Here is a 23,456-nt window from a genome sequence, read left to right on the forward strand (position 1 = left end):
CTCCGGCCGGTCGTGCCGCGGACGCGACGAGACCGGCCGGAGAGGCCCGGGCGGGCCCGCGGCGGCTTCGTCAGCCGCCGTACGCCCCCGACGCCGTGAGACGCAGGGCCGTGTCGATCAGCGGGACGTGGCTGAAGGCCTGCGGGAAGTTGCCGACCTGGCGCTGGAGGCGCGGGTCCCACTCCTCGGCGAGCAGACCGAGGTCGTTGCGCAGGGAGAGCAGCTTCTCGAAGAGCTTGCGAGCCTCGTCCACCCGGCCGATCATCGCGAGGTCGTCCGCCATCCAGAACGAGCAGGCCAGGAAGGCGCCCTCGTCGCCGGGCAGGCCGTCGACGCCCTCGTCGCCGCCCGAGGTGGGGTAGCGCAGGATGAAGCCGTCCGGGGTGGACAGCTCGCGCTGGATCGCCTCGATGGTGCCGATCACGCGCTTGTCGTCCGGGGGCAGGAAGCCCATCTGCGGGATGAGCAGCAGGGACGCGTCCAGCTCCTTGGAGCCGTAGGACTGCGTGAAGGTGTTGCGTTCCTTGTCGTAGCCCTTCTCGCACACGTCCCGGTGGATGTCGTCGCGGAGCTCGCGCCACTTCTCCAGCGGGCCGTCAGCGTCGCCGGACTCGATCAGCTTGATCGTGCGGTCGACGGCGACCCAGGCCATGACCTTGGAGTGCACGAAGTGGCGGCGCGGACCGCGCACCTCCCAGATGCCCTCGTCCGGTTCGTCCCAGTGCTGCTCCAGGTAGCGGATCAGCTTGAGCTGGAGCAGGGAGGCGTAGTCGTTGCGGGCCAGACCCGTCATGTGGCCCAGGTGCAGGGCCTCGGTGACCTCGCCGTAGACGTCCAGCTGGAGCTGGTGCGCGGCGCCGTTGCCGACCCGGACCGGGCCGGAGTTCTCGTAGCCGGGCAGCCAGTCCAGCTCGGCCTCGCCCAGCTCGCGCTCACCCGCGATGCCGTACATGATCTGCAGGTTCTCGGGGTCGCCGGCGACGGCCCGCAGCAGCCACTCGCGCCAGGCGCGGGCCTCCTCGCGGTAGCCGGTGCGCAGCAGCGAGGACAGCGTGATGGCCGCGTCGCGCAGCCAGGTGTAGCGGTAGTCCCAGTTGCGGACGCCGCCGATGTCCTCGGGCAGGGAGGTGGTGGGCGCGGCGACGATGCCGCCGGTCGGGCCGTAGGTCAGCGCCTTGAGCGTGATCAGCGAGCGGATCACGGCCTCGCGGTAGGGGCCGTGGTACGTACAGTGCTCGACCCACTCGCGCCAGAAGTCCTCGGTCGCCTGGAGCGACTGCTCGGGCTCCGGCAGCGCCGGCGGCTCCTTGTGCGAGGGCTCCCACGAGATCGTGAACGCGATCCGGTCACCCGGCGCGACCGTGAAGTCCGCGTACGTGGTCAGCGACTTTCCGTAGGTCTCGCACTCGGTGTCGAACCACACGGAGTCCGGGCCCGCGACGGCCACCGTGCGGCCCTCGTGCTTGTGCACCCACGGCACGACCCGGCCGTAGGAGAACCGCATCCGCAGCGCGGAGCGCATCGGGACGCGGCCCGAGACGCCCTCGACGATCCGGATCAGCTGGGGCGCGCCGTCACGAGGGGGCATGAAATCGGTCACCCGGACCGTGCCGCGCGGGGTGTCCCACTCGGACTCCAGGATGAGCGAGTCGCCCCGGTAGGTGCGCCGGGCCGCGGTCGGCGGCGGTGCGTCGGAGGCGTGCGCGGGGCCGAGGCGCCAGAACCCGTGTTCCTCGGTGCCGAGCAGACCTGCGAAGATCGCGTGCGAGTCGAAGCGGGGCAGGCACAGCCAGTCGACTGTGCCGTCCCGGCAGACCAGCGCGGCGGTCTGCATGTCTCCGATGAGTGCGTAATCTTCGATGCGCCCGGCCACGTGCAACTCCAGTCGAACGGCCACGTCACCCCCATGCGGAACGGGGGCTGTCGCTAGTGCGGTCAAGGGGTCGTTTGTAATGCGTCGTTGAGCGCTGAAGCAAAGCAGCCGCTCAGCCATCTAGGCAAAACGCTGATTTCTGCTCAACGAACTGACGAGCTCTCGTTGTTCCGGTGGGGATACGGACTGGGGTGTGCCGTCTTGCCGACCGGGCTCGGCAGCGAGTGTCCGAGCAGGATACGACGCACGTAGATGATCTGCGTGCCGCTCCGGACAACGCGGGTGGGCCGAACGGGTGAGCAGCGGGTGAGAAACCGGTGCGCGGGGGCCGCCCGTGTCGGCCCGTGCGCGGAGCGTGGCCGGAAGCCATCTCCCCGAGGCGCTGATACCCTGGTAGCCCGTGGACCGGTGGTCTCGAAGCCCCCGAACCGCACCTACGAATCGCGACCACGGGAGCCCCCTCTTGGCCATGACGCCCAAATCCACGACGACCAAGCACATCTTCGTCACCGGGGGTGTCGCCTCCTCGCTCGGCAAGGGTCTGACGGCCTCCAGCCTCGGCATGCTGCTGAAGGCGCGGGGTCTGCGCGTCGTGATGCAGAAGCTCGACCCGTACCTGAACGTCGACCCGGGCACGATGAACCCCTTCCAGCACGGTGAGGTGTTCGTCACCAACGACGGCGCCGAGACCGACCTGGACATCGGACACTACGAGCGCTTCCTCGATCGTGACTTGGACGGCTCCGCCAATGTCACTACAGGCCAGATCTACTCGACGGTGATCGCCAAGGAGCGGCGCGGCGAGTACCTCGGCGACACCGTGCAGGTCATCCCGCACATCACCAACGAGATCAAGCACCGCATCCGGCGGATGGCCACGGACGAGGTCGACGTCGTGATCACCGAGGTCGGCGGCACGGTCGGCGACATCGAGTCGCTGCCGTTCCTGGAGACGGTCCGCCAGGTCCGTCACGAGGTGGGCCGGGACAACGTCTTCGTGGTGCACATCTCGCTCCTTCCGTACATCGGCCCCTCGGGTGAGCTGAAGACCAAGCCGACCCAGCACTCGGTCGCGGCGCTCCGGAACATCGGTATCCAGCCGGACGCGATCGTGCTGCGCTGCGACCGCGAGGTGCCGACCGCGATCAAGCGCAAGATCTCGCTGATGTGCGACGTCGACGAGGACGCGGTGGTCGCCTGCCCCGACGCCCGCTCGATCTACGACATTCCGAAGACCGTGCACGGCGAGGGCCTGGACGCGTACGTCGTCCGCAAGCTGGACCTGCCGTTCCGCGACGTGGACTGGACGACCTGGGACGACCTGCTCGACCGCGTCCACAACCCCGACCACGAGGTCACCCTCGCCCTGGTCGGCAAGTACATCGACCTGCCCGACGCCTACCTCTCGGTCACCGAGGCGCTGCGCGCCGGCGGCTTCGCCAACAAGGCCCGCGTCAAGATCAAGTGGGTCACGTCGGACGACTGCAAGACCCCGGCGGGCGCCAAGGCGCAGCTCGAGGACGTCGACGGCATCTGCATCCCCGGCGGCTTCGGCGACCGCGGTGTGCTCGGCAAGGTCGGCGCGATCCGCTACGCCCGGGAGAACCGGATCCCGCTGCTCGGCCTGTGCCTGGGCCTGCAGTGCATCGTGATCGAGGCCGCGCGCAACCTGGCCGACATCGGCGACGCCAACTCCACCGAGTTCGACCCGGCCACCGGCCACCCGGTCATCTCCACCATGGCCGAGCAGCTCGACATCGTGGCCGGCGAGGGCGACATGGGCGGAACGATGCGCCTGGGCATGTACCCGGCCAAGCTGGCCGAGGGCTCCATCGTCCGTGAGGTGTACGACGGCAAGGAGTACGTCGAGGAGCGCCACCGGCACCGCTACGAGGTGAACAACTCCTACCGCGCCGAGCTCGAGAAGAAGGCGGGCATCCTGTTCTCCGGCACCTCGCCGGACGGCAAGCTCGTCGAGTACGTCGAGTACCCGCGTGACGTCCACCCGTACCTGGTCGCCACGCAGGCCCACCCCGAGCTGCGCTCGCGGCCCACGCGTCCGCACCCGCTGTTCGCCGGCCTGGTGAAGGCCGCGGTCCAGCGGACCCTCGAGGTGGAGAAGACGTCTAAGTAACACACCAGTTGTACGGTGGCCGGGGTGCAAACCTTCAAGGGTGGGCACCCCGGTTTTCGTTTGCGCACGTGGCACGTGGAAGGACGCATGGCATGACGATCAAGGACACCCCCGAGGCGTGGGAGGTCCGGTCGACCGAGACCCCCTTCGTCGGCAACAAGACCTCCGTCCGCACGGACGAGGTGGTCATGCCCGACGGCTCGGTGGTCCGCCGGGACTTCCAGGTCCACCCGGGTTCCGTGGGCGTCCTCGCCCTCGACGAGGAGGACCGTGTCCTGCTCATCAAGCAGTACCGCCACCCGGTGGGGCAGAAGCTGTGGGAGATCCCGGCCGGTCTGCTCGACGTGCCCGGCGAGAACCCGCTGCACGCCGCCCAGCGCGAGCTGTACGAGGAGGCGCACGTCAAGGCCGAGGACTGGAGGGTGCTGACCGACGTCTACCCCACGGCGGGCGGCTGCGACGAGTCGGTGCGCGTCTTCCTGGCCCGCGACCTGTCCGAGGCCGACGGGGAGCGCTTCGCGGTGGAGGACGAGGAGGCCGACATGGAGCACGCGCGGGTGCCGCTGGACGAGCTCGTCCGCGGCGTGCTCGCCGGCGATCTGCACAGCAACTGCCTCGTGGTCGGCGTGCTCTCCCTGGTCGCCGCGCGCAACGGCGACGGACTCGACGCGCTGCGCCCGGCCGAGGCGCCCTGGCCGGCGCGCCCGTTCGAGGCGTGACGTCCTCCGCCGGCGTCCCGCGCCCGCCGTCCTGAGCCCGCCCGCCCCGGGGTCCGCTCCGGGCCTTCCGCCCGAGGACGGCCGCCTCGGCGCGTCCCTTCCCGAGCCTTCCCGAGCCTTCCCGAGCCATCCCGGGCCTTCCCGGTGTGACGATCGGCTGATCCGATCGGGGGATGTCCCGGCCCTGCCCGCCGTACTCCACCCGGAACGTCGCAGAGCGTGAACTAGGCTCTGGAATCGCCCGATCCGGAGTCCCGGCGGGCTTGCGCGTGCGGTGGGACGGGAGTGTGGCCCGTGACGGATCAGGCAGTGGACACAGGCGGCGTGCAGCTGTCGGGACACGCTGCGACAGAGGGCCATTTCCTGGGCAGAGTCCGCGAGTTGAAAGAACTGCGCGCCGACATCGAGCGCGCCGGGCTGGACACCATCTCGGGGAAGAAGGCGCCCCGCGCGCGCGTGCTCCTCATCGCCGGGCGGCCCGGCTCCGGGCGTACGGCGCTCGCCGAGGAACTCGTCAGGCAGGTCGCCGACCGCTACCGGGACGGCGTTCTGCGCGCCCGCCTCGCCGAACCCGACGGCACACCCGTGCCGGTCGAGCGGGCCGCCCGTGAACTGCTCACCGCGCTGGACGTGCCGACCCCGCCGGGCGCCGACGAGGACGATCTCGCGGCCCTTCTGCGCCAGAGCCTCGCGGAGCGCCGTGTGCTGCTCCTGCTCGACGACGCGGCCGGCGCCGAACAGGTCGACGCGCTGCTCCCGGACACCCCCCGGTGCCTCCTCGTCGCCGTCTCGGCCGGACCGCTCACCGGCATCGCGGACGTCCGGCCCTGCACCCTGGGCGGCCTGGACACCAAGTCCGCCCTCGAACTGCTGAGCCGGTACACCGGCTCGGTCCGCATCACGGTCGACCCGCGCTCCGCCGAGGCTCTCGTGGAGGCCTGCCAGGGCCAGCCGGCCGCGCTGAACCTGGCGGGCGGCTGGCTCGCCGCCCGCCCCAAGGCGGCCGTCGCCGACCTCGCCAAGCAGCTCCACACGGAGGGCGACGAGGGCTCCCCGCTCAGCCGGGTCTTCCGGCTCGTGCACGCCGGGCTGCCCGCCCCCGCAGCCCGGATACTGCGACTGCTCTGCCTGGCCCCGGCGGGCCTGGCGGACCCGCACACCGCCTCCGCGCTGGCCGGCTGCTCGGTGGGCGCCGCCCGCACCACCCTGGACGACCTCGCCGCCCTGGGCCTGCTGCGGGTCCTGGACTCCCCGCTGCCCCAGTACGAGGTGCCCGCCTGTCTGCACCCCCTGCTGCGGGCCGCCGCGGAGACCCACGACCGCCCGGCCGAGCTCCAGCTGGCCCGCGCCCGCATGCTGGAGCGGACCGTGCGGCTGCTCCAGTCCTGCCGGGCCGTCACCGAGACCGACAACCCCCAGGCCCGCGAGAAGCTCCAGGGCATGCCCAGCGCCCTGCGCTTCCCCGGCCCGCGCGCGGCCGCCGACTGGCTGCGGGTCCGGCGGCCCGCCCTGCTCGCCTCGGCCCGGCTGGCGGTCGCCGACGGCGAGCTGGACACCCTGGCCCGCCGTCTGATGTCCCAGCTGGTCAGGGCGATGGTCGCGCACTTCGGCACCCAGGCCGCCGCGCCCGACCTGTACGGCGTCCATCAGCTGGTCCTGGACGTGGCCGAGCGGCGGAACCTGCCCCGCGAGAGGGCGGCCGCGCTGCTGAACCTGGCCGACGTGGACGCCAGGACCGGCCGTACGGCGGAGGCCCTGGTGCGTTACCGGGCCGCTCTGGACGCCGGACGCGAGGCCGGCGACCCGTATGCGATCGGTCGCGCGATGGAATCCGTAGGCGGCGCGCATCTCGAGCTCGGGGACTACGACCGGGCCGCCGACTGGTTCGGACGGGCCCTCGCCCAGCGGCTGGCCCGCGACGAGCGCGCGGACGCCGCCCGGCTCTACGGCCGGATCGCCACCGCGCACACCTACGCGGGCCGCTACGGCGAGGCGCAGCGGGCCTGGCGGGCCGCGGCCGCCGGCCACCGCAAGAACGGCGACGTCGGCGCGCACGCGCGGGCGCTGAGCGAGCTGGCCCGGGTCCAGGAGTACGCGGGGCGCCCCGAGGACTCGCTGCGCACCTGCGAGGAGGCGGTGGAGTGGGCCCGGCGCGCCGAGGACACGCGTCTGCAGGCCGCGGTGCAGCTGAGGCTGGCCGACACCCTGGAGCACCTCGGCGACCCGGTGGCGGCCGGCCTGCACCGCAGCGCGGCCGAGCGCATCCTGGGAGAGGAGCCCCCGGGCCGCGAGCCGGATCCGGAGCCGGAGCCGCGGTCGTCGGCGTCGGCACCGGCGCCGGAAGCGGCACCGGTACCGAGGCCGGAAGCGGCACCGGCGCCGAGGCCGGAAGCGGCGCCGGAACCGGACTCGCAGCCCGAGTCGGGGCCGGAGCCAGGGCCCGGGCAGGGGCCGACGGCAGGGCCAGAACGGCCTGATCTCCCGGAACACCGCGCTAACACCTGCGAAATCCGTAGTACATCCGCTGAAGATTGATGCAATGAAAGGCTAGACAGCAGGAACGCCTTCATTAGACTGGCTCTGCCGCTCGTTCTCCTGCGGTGCATCCCGGTGTGCCCTGTATCTCCGGGTATGTCTTTGCTGTGCCCCCACACCTATCGAGCCAAGGACCGTGATCCACGTGAAGGTCGGCATCCCCCGCGAGGTCAAGAACAACGAGTTCCGGGTGGCCATCACCCCGGCCGGCGTGCACGAACTGGTGCGCCACGGCCACCAGGTCGTCGTCGAACGCAACGCCGGTGTCGGCTCGTCCATCACGGACGAGGAGTACGTGGCCGCCGGCGCGCGCATCCTCGAGACCGCCGACGAGGTGTGGGCCACCGCCGACCTGCTGCTGAAGGTCAAGGAACCCATCGCCGAGGAGTACCACCGCCTCCGCAAGGACCAGACGCTCTTCACCTACCTGCACCTGGCCGCGTCGAAGGAGTGCACGGACGCCCTGGTGGAGTCCGGTACCACGGCCATCGCCTACGAGACCGTCGAGCTTCCCGGCCGCGCGCTGCCGCTGCTGGCCCCGATGTCCGAGGTCGCGGGCCGGCTGGCCCCGCAGGTCGGCGCCTACCACCTGATGCGCGCCAACGGCGGCCGCGGTGTGCTGCCCGGCGGTGTGCCCGGCGTGCTGGCCGCCAAGGCGGTCGTCATCGGCGGCGGCGTCTCCGGCTGGAACGCGGCGCAGATCGCCATCGGCATGGGCTTCCACGTGACGCTGCTCGACCGCGACATCAACAAGCTCAAGGAGGCCGACAAGATCTTCGGTACGAAGATCCAGACGGTCGTCTCCAACGCCTTCGAACTGGAGAAGGCCTGCCTCGAGGCCGACCTCGTCATCGGCGCGGTCCTCATCCCGGGCGCCAAGGCCCCCAAGCTGGTCACCAACGAGCTCGTGTCCCGGATGAAGCCCGGAAGTGTCCTTGTCGACATCGCGATCGACCAGGGTGGTTGCTTCGAGGACTCCCGTCCGACCACCCACGCCGAGCCGACCTTCCCGGTCCACGAGTCGGTCTTCTACTGCGTCGCCAACATGCCCGGCGCGGTCCCCAACACCTCCACCTACGCGCTCACCAACGCCACGCTGCCGTACATCGTCGAACTCGCCGACAAGGGCTGGGTGGAGGCGCTGCGCCGCGATGCCGCGCTGGCCAAGGGCCTCAACACCCATGACGGCAAGGTCGTTTACCGTGAGGTCGCGGAGGCGCACGGCCTGGAGCACGTGGAGCTGGACCAGCTGCTCGGCTGAGCCCCCGCGCCGACCCGATCGGCCAAGTCACGCCCAGGGAAAAGGCGATACGTCAACACAGGTCGTCAACCCCGCACACCCGGCCGGACCTTGCCCGACAAGGTCCGGCCGGATGTGTGTATGGTCACTTTGCGGCTCTCGGCCAACTCGCCTCGAACGCAACGCTTCGACCGATTCGTACACCGGCGAAACCTGCCGTGCGACGGCCGTACGCCCTTGACAGCGGGATGTTTCATTGCCGACACATCGGGCCGGGTCCGGCGGATTGTGTTGCTGCGGACGCCCGACACGCCATAGAGTCGCCAACCGTCGGCATGGTGCCACGCTGACCTTGTCTAGAAGTTTCCTGGTCACCAAGGAGGTAAGACGACTTGTGAATGAGTCGACATTTGCTCCCGGGGGTGGTCAACCAGGAATGCCGACGCGGGCCCAGGTCTCCGCGGGGCCAGAGGCTGTCGGCTCCGTCGCTGTCCGAACCTTCGCAGCCCACCAGAGCCAGCGCAGCCCCCATATGGCTCTGTCAGCACACCAGAGCATGGATGGCCATCACGTGAACGCCATGGCCGGCGACGGAAGTGGCGCGCCCCGCAACCACTTCGCCGACTACGACGAACTGCCCGAAGGGCATTTCTACGACCCCGACGCCGAGTACGAGCCGGATCCGGAGTACGCGGCCACGCTCGCGCCCGACGCGGCCCGACAGCGCCGTGAGCGCGTCGGTCCGACCGGACGCCCGCTGCCGTACTTCCCGATCCCGGGCCCGCTGACCCAGCACGGCCCCGCGACGATCATCGCGATGTGCAACCAGAAGGGCGGCGTGGGCAAGACGACGTCGACCATCAACCTGGGCGCCGCACTCGCGGAGTACGGTCGGCGCGTACTGCTCGTGGACTTCGACCCGCAGGGCGCGCTGTCGGTCGGTCTGGGCGTCAACCCGATGGAGCTCGACCTCACCGTCTACAACCTGCTCATGGAGCGGGGCATGGCGGCGGACGAGGTGCTCCTGAAGACAGCGGTCCCGAACATGGACCTGCTGCCCAGCAACATCGACCTGTCGGCCGCCGAGGTCCAGCTGGTCTCCGAGGTCGCGCGCGAGTCCACGCTCCAGCGTGCGCTCAAGCCGCTGATGGACGACTACGACTACATCGTCATCGACTGCCAGCCCTCGCTCGGTCTGCTCACCGTCAACGCCCTGACGGCCGCTCACAAGGTGATCGTGCCGCTGGAGTGCGAGTTCTTCGCCCTCCGGGGTGTGGCGCTGCTGACCGAGACCATCGAGAAGGTCCAGGAACGGCTCAACCCGGAACTGGAACTCGACGGGATCCTCGCCACGATGTACGACTCGCGCACGGTGCACAGCCGCGAGGTGCTCGCGCGGGTCGTCGAGGCCTTCGACGACCACGTCTACCACACGGTCATCGGGCGCACGGTCCGCTTCCCGGAGACCACGGTCGCCGGTGAGCCGATCACCACGTACGCCTCCAACTCCGTCGGCGCCGCCGCCTACCGCCAGCTCGCCAGGGAGGTGCTCGCCCGGTGTCACGCCGAGTGAGTCTGCCGGGGGCCGACGAACTCTTCCGTACGACAGGGGGAATGGCGCTTCAGCCGTCCGCGCCCCGGCGCCCCGCCAACGGCGAGGCCCGGGTTCCGGCGCCGGCCGGCGAGAGCGACGCGGTGGCGGCCGGCGGCGCGGAGGACGCGCCGCAGGCGGTGCCCGCGCAGGGCGGTGACGGCGAGGGCGCCGAGCACGCGGCGGCCGACGCCGGCCAGGGCGACGCCGGGGAGTCCCGCACCCGGGGCGCCCCGGGGGAGCGCCCCGAGCGGCGCCAGGGCCCGCAGGAAGGTTCTGCCTCCGCCGACGGCCAGTCGCGCAAGCGCGGCCGGCAGGCGTCCCGCAGGCCCAGCGGCCGCGAGCGGCACGACGAGAAGATCACCGTCTATGTCTCCGCCGAGGAGCTCATGGATCTGGAGCACGCCCGGCTGGTGCTCCGCGGCGAGCACGGGCTGGCCGTGGACCGGGGGCGCATCGTCCGCGAGGCGGTCGCCGTGGTCCTCGCCGACCTGGAGAGCCGCGGGGACGCCAGCATCCTCGTACGACGACTTCGCGGGCGGTAGCGGTAGCCTGCGGGGGCCATGACCTCGAACGACGCTCCCGTCCCCGGCTCCGGCGCAGCAGCCGGCCGTCGGCGTGCGCTGGGCCGGGGGCCCGGGACGGCCCCGGTCCCCGCCGAGCCGGACTCCGGGCCGGCGGCGGAACCGGCCCCGGATCCCGTCGTACCGGACCCGCGCGACACGGATCCCGTGGTCGCGGACCCGGTCGGACCGGCTTCCTTTGTGCCGGGCCCGGTCGGACCGGCACCCGGTGTGCCGGAACCCGAGGAGGACTCGGAGTCCGTGGCCCCGGAATCCGTGGCCCCCGTGGATCCGGAGCCCGTGAGCCCGGAATCCCTGGACCCCGAGCCCGTGAGCCCGGAGTCCGTCGGGTCCGGGGCGGCGGCGGAACCGGGTGTACCGGTTTCCGGGGGTCCGGAAGCCGTTCCGGAGGCCGAGCAGGCTGCCGACGGCGTCTTCAAGGTCCGCCTCGCCAACTTCGAGGGGCCCTTCGACCTGCTGCTCCAGCTGATCTCCAAGCACAAGCTGGACGTCACCGAGGTCGCGCTGTCCAAGGTGACCGACGAGTTCATGGCGCACATCCGGGCGATGGGTCCCGACTGGGACCTGGACCAGACGACCGAGTTCCTGGTCGTGGCCGCCACGCTGCTCGATCTCAAGGCGGCCCGTCTGCTGCCCGCCGCCGAGGTCGAGGACGAGGCCGACCTGGCCCTCCTGGAGGCCCGGGACCTGCTGTTCGCCCGGCTGCTCCAGTACCGGGCCTACAAGCGGGTCGCCGACATCTTCACGCAGCGGCTGGAGAGCGAGGCCCGGCGCTACCCCCGTACCGTCGGTCTCGAACCGCACCACGCGGAACTGCTGCCCGAGGTCGTCATCAGCATCGGCCCGGAGGGGTTCGCGCGGCTCGCGGTCAAGGCGATGCAGCCCCGGGCGAAACCGCAGGTGTACGTCGACCACATCCACGCGCCGCTGGTCAGCGTGCAGGAACAGGCCGGGATCGTCGTCGCACGGCTCAGGGAGCTCGGCGAGACCAGCTTCCGCACGCTGGTGGCGGACACCGAGGACACCCTCACCGTCGTGGCCCGCTTCCTGGCGCTGCTGGAGCTGTACCGCGAGAAGGCGGTCGCCCTCGACCAGGAGACCGCGCTCGGCGAGCTGCTGGTGCGCTGGACCGGCGGCGACGGGGACGCGCAGCCGAGGGTCACGGACGAGTTCGACCGGCCGCCCGAGGAGCCCGAGAAGGAGACGAAGACGTGACCGAGGAGACCGTCGCCGCACTCGACCTCAAGCCGGCCCTGGAGGCCGTCCTGATGGTCGTCGACGAGCCCGCGACCGAGGAGCACCTCGCGAAGATCCTCCAGCGGCCCCGGCGCAAGATCGCGGACGCGCTGCGCGAGCTGGCCGACGAGTACACCGTCCAGGGGCGCGGCTTCGAGCTCAGGCTCATCGCGGGCGGCTGGCGGTTCTACAGCCGGCCCGCGTACGCGGCGGCCGTCGAGGGCTTCGTGCTGGACGGCCAGCAGGCCCGGCTGACCCAGGCGGCGCTGGAGACCCTGGCGGTCGTCGCGTACCGCCAGCCGGTGAGCCGCAGCAGGGTCTCCGCGGTGCGCGGAGTGAACTGCGACGGCGTGATGCGCACCCTGCTCCAGCGCGGTCTGGTCGAGGAGGCGGGCGCGGAACCCGAAACAGGTGCGATCCTGTACGTGACGACGAACTACTTTCTGGAGCGGATGGGCCTGCGCGGTCTGGACGAGCTCCCGGAGCTCGCGCCCTTTCTCCCCGAGGCGGAGGCGATCGAGGCCGAGATGCTGGAAGGGGTCCCGTCGTTCGATCCGGACGCACCGGATGCAGATGCAGACGACACGACGACGACGGAACTTTGATGCGAAGCAGTGGCAGCGGCAGTGGCAGGAACAACGGGCGCGGCAAGCCCCGGGGGACCGGCGGGGGCGGTTCCCGGCCGAGGGGCGGCGCGGGAGGCCGTGACGACAGGCCCAGGGGCGGCTCGGCAGGCCGTGACGACAGGCCGACGGGTGCGGCGGGCCGTGACGACAGGCCGAAGCGTCCGAGCAAGCCCCGTCCCGAGGAGCGGCGCTACGACGTAGGCCCCGGCGCCACCCACGAGGGCCCGAAGGCCGGGCGCGGCGGTGCCGCCCGGGGCGGCGCCAAGGGCGGCCCCAAGCAGGGCCAGCAGCGCGGCGGCCGCACGGAGCCGGCCCGCTCCCGCGAGTACGAGACGCGGGCCGAGGAGCGCAACCGGGACCGGTACGCAGGCAAGAAGGACATCAAGCTGCCCAAGACCTTCCCGGGCGCCGAGCAGGAGGGCGAGCGGCTGCAGAAGGTCCTCGCGCGCGCGGGCTACGGTTCCCGGCGCGCCTGCGAGGAACTGATCGAGCAGGCGCGGGTCGAGGTCAACGGCGAGATCGTCCTGGAGCAGGGCAAGCGCGTCGACCCGGAGAACGACGAGGTCAAGGTCGACGGTCTGACGGTCGCCACGCAGTCGTACCAGTTCTTCTCGCTGAACAAGCCGGCCGGCGTCGTCTCCACGATGGAGGACACCGAGGGCCGTCAGTGCCTCGGCGACTACGTGACCAACCGCGAGACGCGGCTGTTCCACGTCGGGCGGCTCGACACCGAGACCGAGGGCGTCATCCTGCTCACCAACCACGGCGAGCTGGCGCACCGGCTGACCCACCCCAAGTACGGCGTGAAGAAGGTCTACCTCGCCCACATCGTGGGTCCCATCCCGCGTGACCTGGGCAAGCGCCTGAAGGACGGCATCCAGCTGGAGGACGGGTACGCGAAGGCGGACCACTTCCGGGTCGTCGAGCAGACCGGCAAGAACTACCTGGTCGAGGTGACCCTGCACGAGGGCCGCAAGCACATCGTGCGCCGGATGCTGGCCGAGGCCGGCTTCCCGGTCGACAAGCTGGTCCGCGTCGCCTTCGGCCCGATCACCCTGGGCGACCAGAAGTCGGGCTGGCTGCGAAGGCTGTCCAACACCGAGGTCGGCATGCTGATGAAGGAAGTCGAGCTCTAGGAGCCGTACTCCGGGGACTTCCGAGACTCCCGGGGCTTGTGCCCGACCGCACCCCCTTTTTATAGTCGTGATGACTATTAAGAGGGGGTGTTCGTCGTGCGGGGATACGACAAGTACGCCTACGAACCCTTCGCCGTCACCGTCGATCTCGCCGTCCTCACGCTCCGCGCGGGCGGCCTGCACGTCCTGCTCGTCGAGCGCGGCCAGGAGCCGTACGCCGGCCGGTGGGCGCTGCCGGGCGGCTTCGTGCTGCCCGACGAGTCCGCGGAGACCGCCGCCCGGCGGGAACTCGCCGAGGAGACCGGCCTGAAGGACGTCTCCGGACTGCACCTCGAACAGCTGCGCACCTACAGCGAACCCGACCGCGACCCCCGGATGCGGGTCGTGTCCGTCGCGTTCGCCGCACTGCTGCCCGATGCCCCCGAGCCGACGGGCGGCGGCGACGCGGCCCAGGCGCGCTGGCTGCCGTACGACGACGCGGAGCGGCTCGCCTTCGACCACGACCGCATCCTGGCCGACGCCCACGACCGGGTCGGCGCCAAGCTCGAGTACACCTGCCTCGCCACGGCCTTCTGCCCGCCGGAGTTCACCCTCGGCGAGCTGCGGCAGGTCTACGAGACGGTGTGGGGGACCGGCCTCGACCGGCCCAACTTCCGCCGCAAGGTGCTCGCCACCCCGGGCTTCGTCGAGCCCGTGCCCGGTGGCGCGCGCCTCACCGGCGGCCGCGGCAAGCCCGCCGCCCTCTACCGGGCGGGCGCGGCCACCGCGCTCCACCCGCCCCTGCTGCGACCGCCCCGGGAAGGACGAACCGCATGACCACCTCGACCACCGTCAGGAAGCGCGCCACCGGGTCCCTGCTGGGTCTCGCGCTCGGGGACGCGCTCGGGTTCCCCACCGAGTTCCATGACGTCCCGTCGATCCTCGCCAAGTGCGGGCCCTGGCGGGAGATGGAGCTGCCGAAGCGCGCGTTCGTCTCCGACGACACCCAGATGACCCTCGCCGTGGGGCGGGCCCTGCGGACGGCCATGGACCGCGGGCTGCTCGTGCCGGCGTCGCTCGCGCGCCCGCTGCGCGAGGAGTTCGTGGACTGGTACCAGTCGCCGGACAACAACCGGGCCCCCGGGCGGACCTGCCTGACGGCGTGCAACCTGCTCAAGGACGAGCGACGCGACTGGCGGGACGCCAGCCAGATCGGTTCCAAGGGCTGTGGCGCCAACATGCGGGTGGCCCCCGTCGGACTCGTGCCCGGGCTCAGCGAGGAGCAGCGTGCCGGCGCCGCGCAGCTCCAGTCCGCCTTCACCCACGGCCATCCCACCGCGCTCGCCGCCTCCGACCTCACCGCCCACGCCGTACGCCTGCTCACCCAGGGCGCCGAGCCCGCGGCCCTGATCGGCCTCCTGAGGGCCTACGCCGTCGACAACCGCTCCCGCTACCACCACCGCTGGCTCGGCGACCTGTGGACCCGCAGCCAGGACCCCGGCCCGGAGCACTTCATCGCCCGTGGCTGGGACGAGTGCCTCGGTGTGCTGGACCGCCTCCAGGAGGCGCTGCGCGACCCGGCGCCCGAGGACGACCCGTGCCTGGCCACGGGGGAGGGGTGGATCGCCGAGGAGGCCATGGCGACCGGTCTGCTGTGCTTCCTGCTCTTCCCCGACGAGCCGGTGACCGCCCTGCGCCGGGCCGCCTGCTCCTCCGGGGACTCCGACTCCATCGCCTGTCTGGCGGGCGCCTTCGCGGGCGCGTACGCCGGGGCGGACGCCTGGCCGACGGCGTGGGCGGACCGCATCGAGCACCAGGGGGAGCTGGTGACGCTCGGGGCGCTCTGGGACCAGTGACCGGCCCCGGCCTCAGGCCAGCTTGATCGCGCCGCCCTCGACGGTGATCTGCTCCGCGGGCAGCGCCTTCGTCGCGGGGCCGCCGGCCACCGAGCCGTCGGCGATACGGAACTCGCTCTTGTGGCAGGGGCAGTGGATGAGGCCGTCGGCGACGCTGCCGACGGTGCAGCCCTGATGGGTGCAGACCGCGGAGAACGCCTTGAAGTCGTCCTTCGCCGGCTGGGTGACGACGACCTTCTCCTCGGCGAAGATCTTGCCGCCGCCGACGGGGATGTCGGTCGTCTTCGCCAGCTCCTGGCCGGCGGAGGCTTTCGGGGACTGCTGGGACGAGGAGTCGTCCTCGTTGCCGTACTCGCCGCAGCCCGTGGCGAGCGCGGCTGCCGCGCCGCCCGTCGCCAGGAGAACCGTGCGCCGTGTCGCGGGGAGGGTCATGTCGTCACTCCGAACGTGCGGAAGAACCAGAGGGCCGAGGTCAGCCAGACGATCGTGAGCAGGGCGAAGACGAGCCCGCCGACGACCGGCAGCAGCCAGCCCGGGAGTCGCTCCGAACGGAGCAGCAGCATCTTGGCACTGAATGCGCCGAAGAAGAAACAACCCAGGAGGGAATGCCACACAACGCGCATTTCATAGGTCTGGCAGCCGAGCGCGTACAGGCAGTGCACCGCAACCGGGACCGCGAGCAGAAAGGCCGCGCGACCCGACCAGCGGTGCAGCGTGCCGGACCAGGCCGGACCCGGCAGCCTGCCGTACAGCATCGCGGCCGACACGACCTGGACCAGCGCGCAGGACATCGCCGCCGTCGCCAGCCAGGACTTGACCGCCCCCGTGCTGCTGAAGCCGGCCAGATTGAAGGCCGTCCCGGCCGGGTCGTGGACCTTGCCGTACACGCCCAGGGCGAGCGCCACGGCGGCGGCGACCAGCGCGGGGACCAGATAGCGGGCGGGGTGCGGGCCGCGCCCGGCGGGACCGGGGCCGGGGAAGCCCTGGGTGGCGGCGTTCGGGTCGACGGTCATGGGGGCTCCCTGCTCGAAGGGGTCAGGGCGTGGCGGGGCGGGCTGTGAGCTGCTGTCCGTCGACCGTCACCGCGCCGGTCTCCGGGTCGATGCGGGGCGCGGGGGAGGGCTTGCCGTCCCGGGTGAGGACGCCGACCTGGGTGCCGTCCTTCAGCACGATCCAGCCGCCGTCGATCTTCGCGGAGCGCACCGTGGCCGTCGCCCGCCACAGCCCGGACGGCTTCTTCGCCCGGTCCGCCGAGAAGGCGTGCCGCCCGCCGCCCACGGTGACCGTGCCGTCGACGCGCTTGCCGTCCCGGAGCGTGCCGTCGAGTGTCGCGCCGTGCTCGCCGGTGAGCCGCAGGGCGCCGTCGTCCTCGACGTCGCCCTTGAGCCAGGACTCCTCGGCGCGGCCGTCGCAGTAGTACGCGATCGCCTTGCCGTCGCGGACGGTGACGGCGATCGACGCCGCGTCGTCGTCCGTGCGGCCGGCGTAGTCGGCGTCGGTGGCCGGGACGCGGGAGGGGGAGGGAGCCGGGGCGGACGCGGCCGGGGCGGTGCTCCGGGCGGGGGCCGGGCCCGGTGACGTCTCCTCGTACGAGGACGAGGCGGTCTTCGCCCCGGTCGTCGCGTCGAGCGTCAGCAGGAACAGGCCGAGCACCAGTCCCGCGAGAAGGGTGAGCAAAGGTCCTGGACGCTTCATGTCGGGCCTTCCCCGATGCGGGTGTCCTGCCGTCAGAGCCATGAGAGCGCAGGCCTCACCCGCAGTAAAGGGCGTACGGAGGCGTTCCCGTCTCGGCACGCGGGCGGCGCGCACCGGACCGGCGCGGGCTGACTAGGCTGGCTGCGTCAGGAGCCGTAGTCGGCAGTCGGTACGTCAGCAAGGAGCAGCACCGTGGCGGTACGAGCGGTCCGGGGAGCCGTCCAACTGGAGCGGGACGAGGCCGGCCACATGGACGAGCAGGTCGGAGCCCTGCTCACCGCCGTCCTGGAGCGGAACTCGCTCGGCGCCGACGACCTCATCAGCATCTGGTTCACGGCCACCCCCGACCTGCACAGCGACTTCCCGGCGGCCGCGGCCCGCAAGCTCGGCATCGTCGACGTGCCGCTCATCTGCGCCCAGGAACTCGACATCGCGGGCGCCATGCCGCGGGTCGTGCGCATCCTCGCGCACGTCGAGACCGACCAGGCGCGCGCCGACATCACCCACGTCTACCTCGGCGCCGCGGCCGCCCTGCGCAGGGACATCGCCCAGTGAGGACCGCGCTCGTCATCGGAACCGGGCTGATCGGCACGTCCGCCGCGCTGGCCCTGGCCCAGCGGGGCGTCGTCGTGCACCTGGCCGACCACGACCCCGGGCAGGCCCGCACGGCGGCGGCGCTCGGCGCCGGCACCGACGCGGAGCCCGAGGGCCCGGTCGACCTCGCGATCGTCGCCGCTCCGCCCGCGCACGTGGCCGGCGTCCTCGCCGACGCGATGCGCCGCGGGGTGGCCCGCGGCTACCTCGACGTGGCCAGCGTCAAGGGCGGGCCGCGCCGCGAGCTGCAGGCGCTCGGCCTCGACCTGTCGGCGTACATCGGCACCCACCCGATGTCCGGCCGGGAGAAGTCGGGCCCGCTGGCCGCGACCGGTGACCTGTTCGAGGGCCGCCCCTGGGTGCTGACGCCGACCCGGGACACCGACACCGAGGTGCTGAACCTCGCCCTGGAGCTGGTCTCGCACTGCCGTGCCGTCCCGGTGGTCATGGACGCGGACGCCCACGACCGCGCGGTGGCGCTCGTCTCCCACATGCCGCACCTGGTCTCCAGCATGGTCGCGGCCCGTCTGGAGCACGCCGAGGAGGCAGCCGTACGGCTGTGCGGGCAGGGCATCCGGGACGTCACCCGGATCGCCGCCTCCGACCCCGGCATGTGGATCGACATCCTGTCGGCGAACCCGGGCCCGGTCGCCGACCTGCTCACCGACGTCGCCGCCGACCTGGAGGAGACGGTCCGCTCGCTGCGCGCCCTCCAGTCCAGCGACGACGACAAGCGCCGCGAGGGCGCCGACGGCGTCCAGGACGTCCTGCGGCGCGGCAACGCGGGCCAGGTCCGCGTCCCCGGCAAGCACGGCGCGGCTCCGCGGGCGTACGAGGTCGTCGCGGTGCTCATCGACGACCAGCCCGGTCAGCTGGCCCGCATCTTCGCCGACGCCGGACAGGCGGGCGTCAACATCGAGGACGTGCGCATCGAGCATGCGACCGGGCAGCAGGCGGGTCTGGTGCAGCTGATGGTCGAGCCGAAGTCCGCCGTGGTGCTGTCCTCGGCGCTGCGCGAGAGAGGCTGGGCGATCCGGCAGTAGGGCGTCCCGCGGCCCGGGAGCCCGGTGTGGACCGGGCACCGGCCGGACGAGTGACGCGCGGCCGGTAACCTTGTGCGGGGCGCGGTCGCGTCCCGCACACCCACCGCCTCGCACCAGGAAGGTGTCCCCCCGTGGAAAACGGCGCCGCCCAGCCCGTGATTGTCGCCATCGACGGCCCTTCGGGCACGGGCAAGTCGAGCACGTCCAAGGCCGTGGCCGCCCAGCTCGGGCTGAGCTACCTGGACACCGGCGCCCAGTACCGGGCGATCACGTGGTGGATGGTGACCAACGGGATCGACATCGAGGACCCCACGGCGATCGCCGCCGTCGCCGGCAAGCCGGAGATCCTCTCCGGCACCGACCCGGCCGCCCCGACGATCACGGTCGACGGCGTCGACGTCTCCGGTCCGATCCGCACCCAGGAGGTCACCGCCAAGGTCAGCGCCGTGAGCGCCGTACCCGAGGTGCGGGCGCGGATCACCGAGCTCCAGCGTTCGCTGGCGGCCTCCACCGAGAAGGGGATCGTCGTCGAGGGCCGGGACATCGGGACGACCGTCCTGCCCGACGCCGACCTGAAGATCTTCCTCACCGCCTCCCCGGAGGCCCGCGCCGCCCGGCGCAGCGGCGAGCTGAAGGGCGCGGACGTCCGGAGCACCCGGGAGGCGCTGATCAAGCGGGACGCCGCCGACTCCTCCCGCAAGACCTCCCCGCTCGCCAAGGCCGACGACGCCGTCGAGGTGGACACCACCGAGCTGACGCTGGCCCAGGTCATCGAATGCGTCGTCACCCTCGTCGAGGAGAAGCGGGCCGCGAAGTGAGCACCGGGTCCGCGCCCTCCGAGAAGGGCGCCGAGGTCGGGCGGCGCATCGGCGTCGGCCTGATGTACGGCCTGTTCAGGCCGCGGGTGCTGGGCGCCTGGAAGGTGCCGGCCGACGGCCCGCTGATCTTCGCGATCAACCACTCGCACAACGTCGACGGCCCGATGGTGATGGGCGTGGCGCCGCGGCCGACGCACTTCCTGATCAAGAAGGAAGCGTTCATCGGCCCGCTCGACCCGTTCCTGACCGCCATCGGCCAGCTCAAGGTCGACCGCGACACCACCGACCGCGGGGCGATCACCCGCGCGCTGGGCGTGCTGGAGAACGGCGGGGTCCTCGGCATCTTCCCCGAGGGCACCCGTGGCGAGGGCGACTTCGCCGCCCTGCGCGCCGGACTCGCGTACTTCGCGGTGCGCGGCGGGGCCCCGATCGTGCCCGTCGCCGTGCTGGGAAGTTCCGAACGGCGCGGACGGTTGATAAAGGCACTGCCCCCGCTGCGCTCGCGCGTCGACGTCGTCTTCGGTGAACCGTTCGACGCGGGCGACGGCAGCGGGCTGCGGACCCGCAAGGCGCTGGACGCGGCCACCGAGCGCATCCAGAAGCAGTTGGCCGCACACCTGGAAAACGCCAGGCGCCTGACCGGGCGCTGAGCGACACTGAATACCGAGTAGTGGATCAATCCGAACAATAACGGCTGTTCCACCGATCACCACGAATGAACGACGAGGTACGGACTTCATGAACGACCACATCCAGCCCGACGGCTCGGACGCCTTCGAGCACGATCACGGGGCGCTCGGCGACGCCGAGTACGCGGAGTTCATGGAGCTCGCCGCCGTCGAGGGCTTCGACGTCGAGGACGTCGAGGGGGCGATCGAGGCCGCGGGCCACGGGCCGCTGCCGGTCCTCGCCGTCATCGGCCGCCCGAACGTCGGCAAGTCGACCCTGGTGAACCGCATCATCGGCCGCCGCGAGGCCGTCGTCGAGGACAAGCCGGGCGTCACCCGCGACCGCGTCACCTACGAGGCCGAGTGGTCGGGCCGCCGCTTCAAGCTCGTCGACACCGGCGGCTGGGAGCAGGACGTCCTCGGCATCGACGCCTCCGTGGCCGCGCAGGCCGAGTACGCGATCGAGGCCGCCGACGCCGTCGTCTTCGTCGTCGACGCCAAGGTCGGCGCCACCGACACCGACGAGGCGGTCGTACGGCTGCTGCGCAAGGCCGGCAAGCCCGTCGTGCTCGCCGCCAACAAGGTCGACGGACTGAGCGGCGAGGCCGACGCGGCCGCCCTGTGGTCCCTGGGCCTCGGCGAGCCGCACCCGATCTCCGCCCTGCACGGCCGCGGCACCGGCGACATGCTGGACGCCGTCCTGGAGGCGCTGCCGGACGCCCCCGCGCAGACCTTCGGCACCGCGGTCGGCGGCCCGCGGCGCATCGCGCTCATCGGCCGTCCGAACGTCGGCAAGTCCTCGCTGCTGAACAAGGTGGCGGGCGAGGACCGTGTCGTCGTCAACGAGATCGCGGGCACGACCCGTGACCCGGTCGACGAGCTGATCGAACTCGGTGGCGTGACCTGGAAGTTCGTCGACACGGCGGGCATCCGCAAGCGTGTCCACCTCCAGCAGGGCGCCGACTACTACGCCTCGCTGCGCACCGCGGCCGCCGTCGAGAAGGCCGAGGTGGCGGTCATCCTGATCGACGGCTCCGAGTCCATCTCGGTCCAGGACCAGCGCATCGTCACCATGGCCGTCGACGCGGGCCGCGCCCTCGTCATCGCCTACAACAAGTGGGACACCCTCGACGAGGAGCGCCGCTACTACCTGGAGCGGGAGATCGAGACCGAGTTCGCCCAGGTCGCCTGGGCGCCCCGGGTGAACGTCTCGGCGCGCACCGGCCGGCACATGGAGAAGCTGGTCCCGGCCATCGAGGCCGCCCTGGCCGGCTGGGAGACCCGCGTCCCGACGGGCCGTCTCAACGCCTTCCTGGGCGAGCTGGTCGCGGCCCACCCGCACCCGGTCCGCGGCGGCAAGCAGCCGCGCATCCTGTTCGGCACCCAGGCCGGGACCAAGCCCCCGCGGTTCGTCCTCTTCGCCTCCGGCTTCATCGAGGCGGGCTACCGGCGCTTCATCGAGCGCCGTCTGCGCGAGGAGTTCGGCTTCGAGGGCACCCCGATCCACATCTCGGTGCGGGTGCGCGAGAAGCGCGGCGCCAACAAGAAGAAGTAGAAGCGGCGGCACGACCGGAGGGCGGCACCCGAGACGGGTGCCGCCCTCCGGTCGTGCTCGGCGCTCAGAAGGCCCTGCGGGGGGCCGGCGGGAGCGCCGCGGGGACGTGCTGCATCGCGGTCGGCGCCGCCGACTGGCCGAGCTGCCCGACCCGCTGCCACTGGGACTGCTGTCCGACCCGCGCGCTCTGCGCCCCCGCGCTGTAGGCGCTGTAGGAGCTGCTGAACGACCCCGGGCGGGGCGCCGGGTAGGAGCTCGTGTGGTGCGGGATGTTCCCGAAGGCGGTGAACCCCAGTTCGTCCTCGCCGCTGCGGTCGCCCGGCAGCGAACGGAACGTCTTGACGTACTCGGCGTAGAGCGCGTCGTAGATCGGGGTGGCCGAGGGGCCGCCGGACGCGTCCTGGGCCGGTCGCGCGGACGGGATCGACTGGAAGGACGGGCGGCGGGGAACGTCGTAGGTGTGCACGTATGTCCAAACGACGCGGCACCGGAAGAGATGCGGCTCGGCGGGCGTCCTCACGAGGGCGCGGGGCTGCGTCCGCGGACGGCGTCTCGGTCGCCGCAGGGCCGCAGTCCCCGCCCGGTGGGCGAACTCAGGTGCCGGCGAGCGGAAGCGCCGCCCCGACCAACTGCCCGTTGGCCGCGGCCTTGTCCAGCGCGTCCCGCAGCAGGTCCTCCCGGGGCTGACGCCCGATGGAGCCGACCGGCGCCGCGAACATCAGCACCTGCTGGTGCTTGTTGGCGGCGGCCCGCCAGCCCTCCGTCACCTGCAACGGCTGGTGCGCCTGCCACCAGGCCACCGGCTGCCCGCCGTTCGCCGACGGCTGGAGCACCGCGTGCAGCTGGCCCATCGCGAGCAGCACGGACCAGCCGTGCTGCACCGGCGGCACCTCGGCCAGCTGGGAGAGCGGCATGAACCCCTGCTCGATGAGGAGCGGCAGGAAGTCGTCGCCCGCGCCGGTCGTGCCGGGGCGCACGATGGGCGCGGTCGGCTCGACGACCAGCGCCGGGTGCAACTCCCCGGCGATCAGCACGAGTCCGCTGGTGACGCCGAGCACCGCCTGCTCGGGTGCGACCTTGTCGGGGTCCAGGTCGACGGTGTCGCCGCTGATGGAGCGGACCGCGCCCTGGAGCTGCTCCTCGGTGACCTGGACGACCTGCGAGGGCAGGCAGGTGGAGTGGGCGAAGGCGAGGACGGCGGTCTCGTCCCCGATGAACAGGACGGTGCTGGTGCGCTCGTTCTCGGAGTCGCCCGGGGTGCGGCAGGACGTGCAGTCGTAACTGCCCGGGGCGTTGTCTCCGGCGAGCAGCCGGTCGGCTTCTTCGTCGCCGATCTCGGCGCGTACCTCGTCGCTGACGTCGAGCATGCGCGGCACGGGTGACTCCCTCGGATGCGGTGCGTGGGCGAGGCGGGTGGCTCCCGGCTCGTGGTCCGGGTGGGTCCCCGGCTCATGAAGAAGACAACGGGCGATCTGTGGCCAGGGTCACGCTGGACGGCGAACGGAATCGAACCATCCTGCGCGCACGGTCACGATGTGTACGGAATCCGCCACTCCATGCCAAGTAACGGAGAG

The 23,456-nt window shown here is 71.9% G+C and carries 22 protein-coding genes; 16 read left to right on the top strand and 6 right to left on the bottom strand.

The genetic code is table 11. From position 1 onward, the window contains the following. Positions 1-70: 70 nt before the first annotated feature. Positions 71-1,873, bottom strand: a complete 1,803-nt coding sequence (locus tag J2X68_RS27030) for a glycoside hydrolase family 15 protein (protein WP_310435331.1) — start codon at positions 1,871-1,873, stop codon at positions 71-73. Between the two features lie 469 nt (positions 1,874-2,342). Here J2X68_RS27030 and J2X68_RS27035 point away from each other — a divergent pair, with 469 nt between their 5' ends. From J2X68_RS27035 to J2X68_RS27085, 11 genes are all read left to right on the top strand, one after another. Next, positions 2,343-4,007: a CTP synthase gene (locus J2X68_RS27035; protein WP_310435175.1), complete on the top strand. Its 1,665-nt coding sequence runs from the start codon at positions 2,343-2,345 to the stop codon at positions 4,005-4,007. 92 nt (positions 4,008-4,099) lie between these two features. Further along, on the top strand, positions 4,100-4,726 hold the full coding sequence (locus J2X68_RS27040; RefSeq protein ID WP_310435176.1) for an NUDIX hydrolase: 627 nt from the start codon (positions 4,100-4,102) through the stop codon (positions 4,724-4,726). 294 nt (positions 4,727-5,020) lie between these two features. Further along, entirely contained in the window at positions 5,021-7,261 is a 2,241-nt protein-coding gene (locus tag J2X68_RS27045; RefSeq protein WP_310435177.1) for a tetratricopeptide repeat protein, read from the top strand. A gap of 136 nt (positions 7,262-7,397) precedes the next feature. After that, positions 7,398-8,522: an alanine dehydrogenase gene (ald, locus tag J2X68_RS27050; RefSeq protein ID WP_310435178.1), complete on the top strand. Its 1,125-nt coding sequence runs from the start codon at positions 7,398-7,400 to the stop codon at positions 8,520-8,522. A 415-nt stretch (positions 8,523-8,937) separates the two neighbouring features. Further along, positions 8,938-10,074 carry a ParA family protein gene (locus tag J2X68_RS27055; protein WP_310435179.1) on the top strand — a complete coding sequence of 379 codons (1,137 nt, stop codon included), beginning with the start codon at positions 8,938-8,940 and terminating at the stop codon, positions 10,072-10,074. A gap of 41 nt (positions 10,075-10,115) precedes the next feature. Further along, positions 10,116-10,637 (top strand): hypothetical protein, encoded by a 522-nt coding sequence (locus tag J2X68_RS27060; RefSeq protein WP_310435180.1) that lies wholly within the window; start codon positions 10,116-10,118, stop codon positions 10,635-10,637. 18 nt (positions 10,638-10,655) lie between these two features. Then, entirely contained in the window at positions 10,656-11,891 is a 1,236-nt protein-coding gene (locus tag J2X68_RS27065; RefSeq protein WP_310435181.1) for a segregation/condensation protein A, read from the top strand. A gap of 53 nt (positions 11,892-11,944) precedes the next feature. After that, positions 11,945-12,517 (top strand): SMC-Scp complex subunit ScpB, encoded by a 573-nt coding sequence (gene scpB, locus J2X68_RS27070; RefSeq protein WP_399040993.1) that lies wholly within the window; start codon positions 11,945-11,947, stop codon positions 12,515-12,517. Next, positions 12,514-13,674: a pseudouridine synthase gene (locus tag J2X68_RS27075; RefSeq protein WP_399040932.1), complete on the top strand. Its 1,161-nt coding sequence runs from the start codon at positions 12,514-12,516 to the stop codon at positions 13,672-13,674. Before scpB ends, J2X68_RS27075 begins: the two co-directional genes overlap by 4 nt. A 96-nt stretch (positions 13,675-13,770) precedes the next feature. Further along, the gene (locus J2X68_RS27080; RefSeq protein WP_310435332.1) at positions 13,771-14,490 is read left to right on the top strand and encodes an NUDIX domain-containing protein; all 720 of its coding nucleotides are present in this window, start codon (positions 13,771-13,773) and stop codon (positions 14,488-14,490) included. Beyond that, positions 14,487-15,509, top strand: coding sequence for an ADP-ribosylglycohydrolase family protein (locus tag J2X68_RS27085; RefSeq protein ID WP_310435184.1), 1,023 nt, complete (start codon positions 14,487-14,489; stop codon positions 15,507-15,509). The genes J2X68_RS27080 and J2X68_RS27085 overlap by 4 nt, the downstream gene beginning before the upstream one ends. Before the next feature lie 12 nt (positions 15,510-15,521). Here J2X68_RS27085 and J2X68_RS27090 read toward each other — a convergent pair whose 3' ends face one another. Genes J2X68_RS27090 through J2X68_RS27100 form a run of 3 tightly spaced genes read right to left on the bottom strand, consistent with a single transcriptional unit; the run spans position 15,522 to position 17,204 of the window. Continuing rightward, the gene (locus J2X68_RS27090; protein ID WP_310435185.1) at positions 15,522-15,941 is read right to left on the bottom strand and encodes a Rieske (2Fe-2S) protein; all 420 of its coding nucleotides are present in this window, start codon (positions 15,939-15,941) and stop codon (positions 15,522-15,524) included. Next, positions 15,938-16,522 (bottom strand): DUF6529 family protein, encoded by a 585-nt coding sequence (locus tag J2X68_RS27095; protein ID WP_310435186.1) that lies wholly within the window; start codon positions 16,520-16,522, stop codon positions 15,938-15,940. The genes J2X68_RS27090 and J2X68_RS27095 overlap by 4 nt, the downstream gene beginning before the upstream one ends. Before the next feature lie 22 nt (positions 16,523-16,544). Continuing rightward, complete coding sequence (locus J2X68_RS27100; RefSeq protein ID WP_310435187.1) at positions 16,545-17,204, bottom strand: hypothetical protein; 660 nt, start codon at positions 17,202-17,204, stop codon at positions 16,545-16,547. Positions 17,205-17,396: 192 nt separating this feature from the next. Between J2X68_RS27100 and aroH the strand changes: the two genes are divergently transcribed. The 5 genes from aroH to der all read left to right on the top strand — a co-directional run bounded on the left by aroH (position 17,397) and on the right by der (position 21,882). Continuing rightward, entirely contained in the window at positions 17,397-17,759 is a 363-nt protein-coding gene (gene aroH / locus J2X68_RS27105) for a chorismate mutase (protein WP_310435188.1), read from the top strand. Further along, a complete protein-coding gene (locus J2X68_RS27110) occupies positions 17,756-18,841 on the top strand; it encodes a prephenate dehydrogenase (protein ID WP_310435189.1) in 1,086 nt (361 codons plus the stop codon). The genes aroH and J2X68_RS27110 overlap by 4 nt, the downstream gene beginning before the upstream one ends. Before the next feature lie 131 nt (positions 18,842-18,972). After that, positions 18,973-19,659, top strand: a complete 687-nt coding sequence (gene cmk / locus J2X68_RS27115) for a (d)CMP kinase (protein WP_310435190.1) — start codon at positions 18,973-18,975, stop codon at positions 19,657-19,659. Beyond that, on the top strand, positions 19,617-20,309 hold the full coding sequence (locus tag J2X68_RS27120; RefSeq protein ID WP_310435191.1) for a lysophospholipid acyltransferase family protein: 693 nt from the start codon (positions 19,617-19,619) through the stop codon (positions 20,307-20,309). Before cmk ends, J2X68_RS27120 begins: the two co-directional genes overlap by 43 nt. Before the next feature lie 88 nt (positions 20,310-20,397). Then, on the top strand, positions 20,398-21,882 hold the full coding sequence (gene der, locus J2X68_RS27125) for a ribosome biogenesis GTPase Der (protein WP_310435192.1): 1,485 nt from the start codon (positions 20,398-20,400) through the stop codon (positions 21,880-21,882). A 64-nt stretch (positions 21,883-21,946) separates the two neighbouring features. Here the strand turns inward: der and J2X68_RS27130 are convergent, their stop codons facing one another. Both J2X68_RS27130 and J2X68_RS27135 read right to left on the bottom strand, forming a co-directional pair. Further along, positions 21,947-22,348, bottom strand: coding sequence for a hypothetical protein (locus J2X68_RS27130; RefSeq protein ID WP_310435193.1), 402 nt, complete (start codon positions 22,346-22,348; stop codon positions 21,947-21,949). Between the two features lie 127 nt (positions 22,349-22,475). Next, positions 22,476-23,258: a hypothetical protein gene (locus tag J2X68_RS27135; protein ID WP_310435194.1), complete on the bottom strand. Its 783-nt coding sequence runs from the start codon at positions 23,256-23,258 to the stop codon at positions 22,476-22,478. Between the last annotated feature and the right edge of the window lie 198 nt (positions 23,259-23,456).

Origin of the sequence: Streptomyces sp. 3330, from assembly GCF_031456635.1 — a bacterium.
Classification (GTDB): Bacteria; Actinomycetota; Actinomycetes; order Streptomycetales; family Streptomycetaceae; genus Streptomyces.

Excerpts from the sequence above, each read along its gene's own strand:
- J2X68_RS27035 (WP_310435175.1), top strand. The coding sequence starts at position 2,343 with ATGACGCCCAAATCCACGACGACCAAGCACATCTTCGTCACCGGGGGT.
- J2X68_RS27040 (WP_310435176.1), top strand. The coding sequence starts at position 4,100 with ATGACGATCAAGGACACCCCCGAGGCGTGGGAGGTCCGGTCGACCGAG.
- J2X68_RS27055 (WP_310435179.1), top strand. The coding sequence starts at position 8,938 with ATGCCGACGCGGGCCCAGGTCTCCGCGGGGCCAGAGGCTGTCGGCTCC.
- J2X68_RS27060 (WP_310435180.1), top strand. The coding sequence starts at position 10,116 with ATGGCGCTTCAGCCGTCCGCGCCCCGGCGCCCCGCCAACGGCGAGGCC.
- J2X68_RS27065 (WP_310435181.1), top strand. The coding sequence starts at position 10,656 with ATGACCTCGAACGACGCTCCCGTCCCCGGCTCCGGCGCAGCAGCCGGC.
- scpB (WP_399040993.1), top strand. The coding sequence starts at position 11,945 with ATGGTCGTCGACGAGCCCGCGACCGAGGAGCACCTCGCGAAGATCCTC.
- J2X68_RS27085 (WP_310435184.1), top strand. The coding sequence starts at position 14,487 with ATGACCACCTCGACCACCGTCAGGAAGCGCGCCACCGGGTCCCTGCTG.
- J2X68_RS27090 (WP_310435185.1), bottom strand. The coding sequence starts at position 15,941 with ATGACCCTCCCCGCGACACGGCGCACGGTTCTCCTGGCGACGGGCGGC.
- J2X68_RS27095 (WP_310435186.1), bottom strand. The coding sequence starts at position 16,522 with ATGACCGTCGACCCGAACGCCGCCACCCAGGGCTTCCCCGGCCCCGGT.
- J2X68_RS27100 (WP_310435187.1), bottom strand. The coding sequence starts at position 17,204 with ATGAAGCGTCCAGGACCTTTGCTCACCCTTCTCGCGGGACTGGTGCTC.
- J2X68_RS27120 (WP_310435191.1), top strand. The coding sequence starts at position 19,617 with ATGCGTCGTCACCCTCGTCGAGGAGAAGCGGGCCGCGAAGTGAGCACC.
- der (WP_310435192.1), top strand. The coding sequence starts at position 20,398 with ATGAACGACCACATCCAGCCCGACGGCTCGGACGCCTTCGAGCACGAT.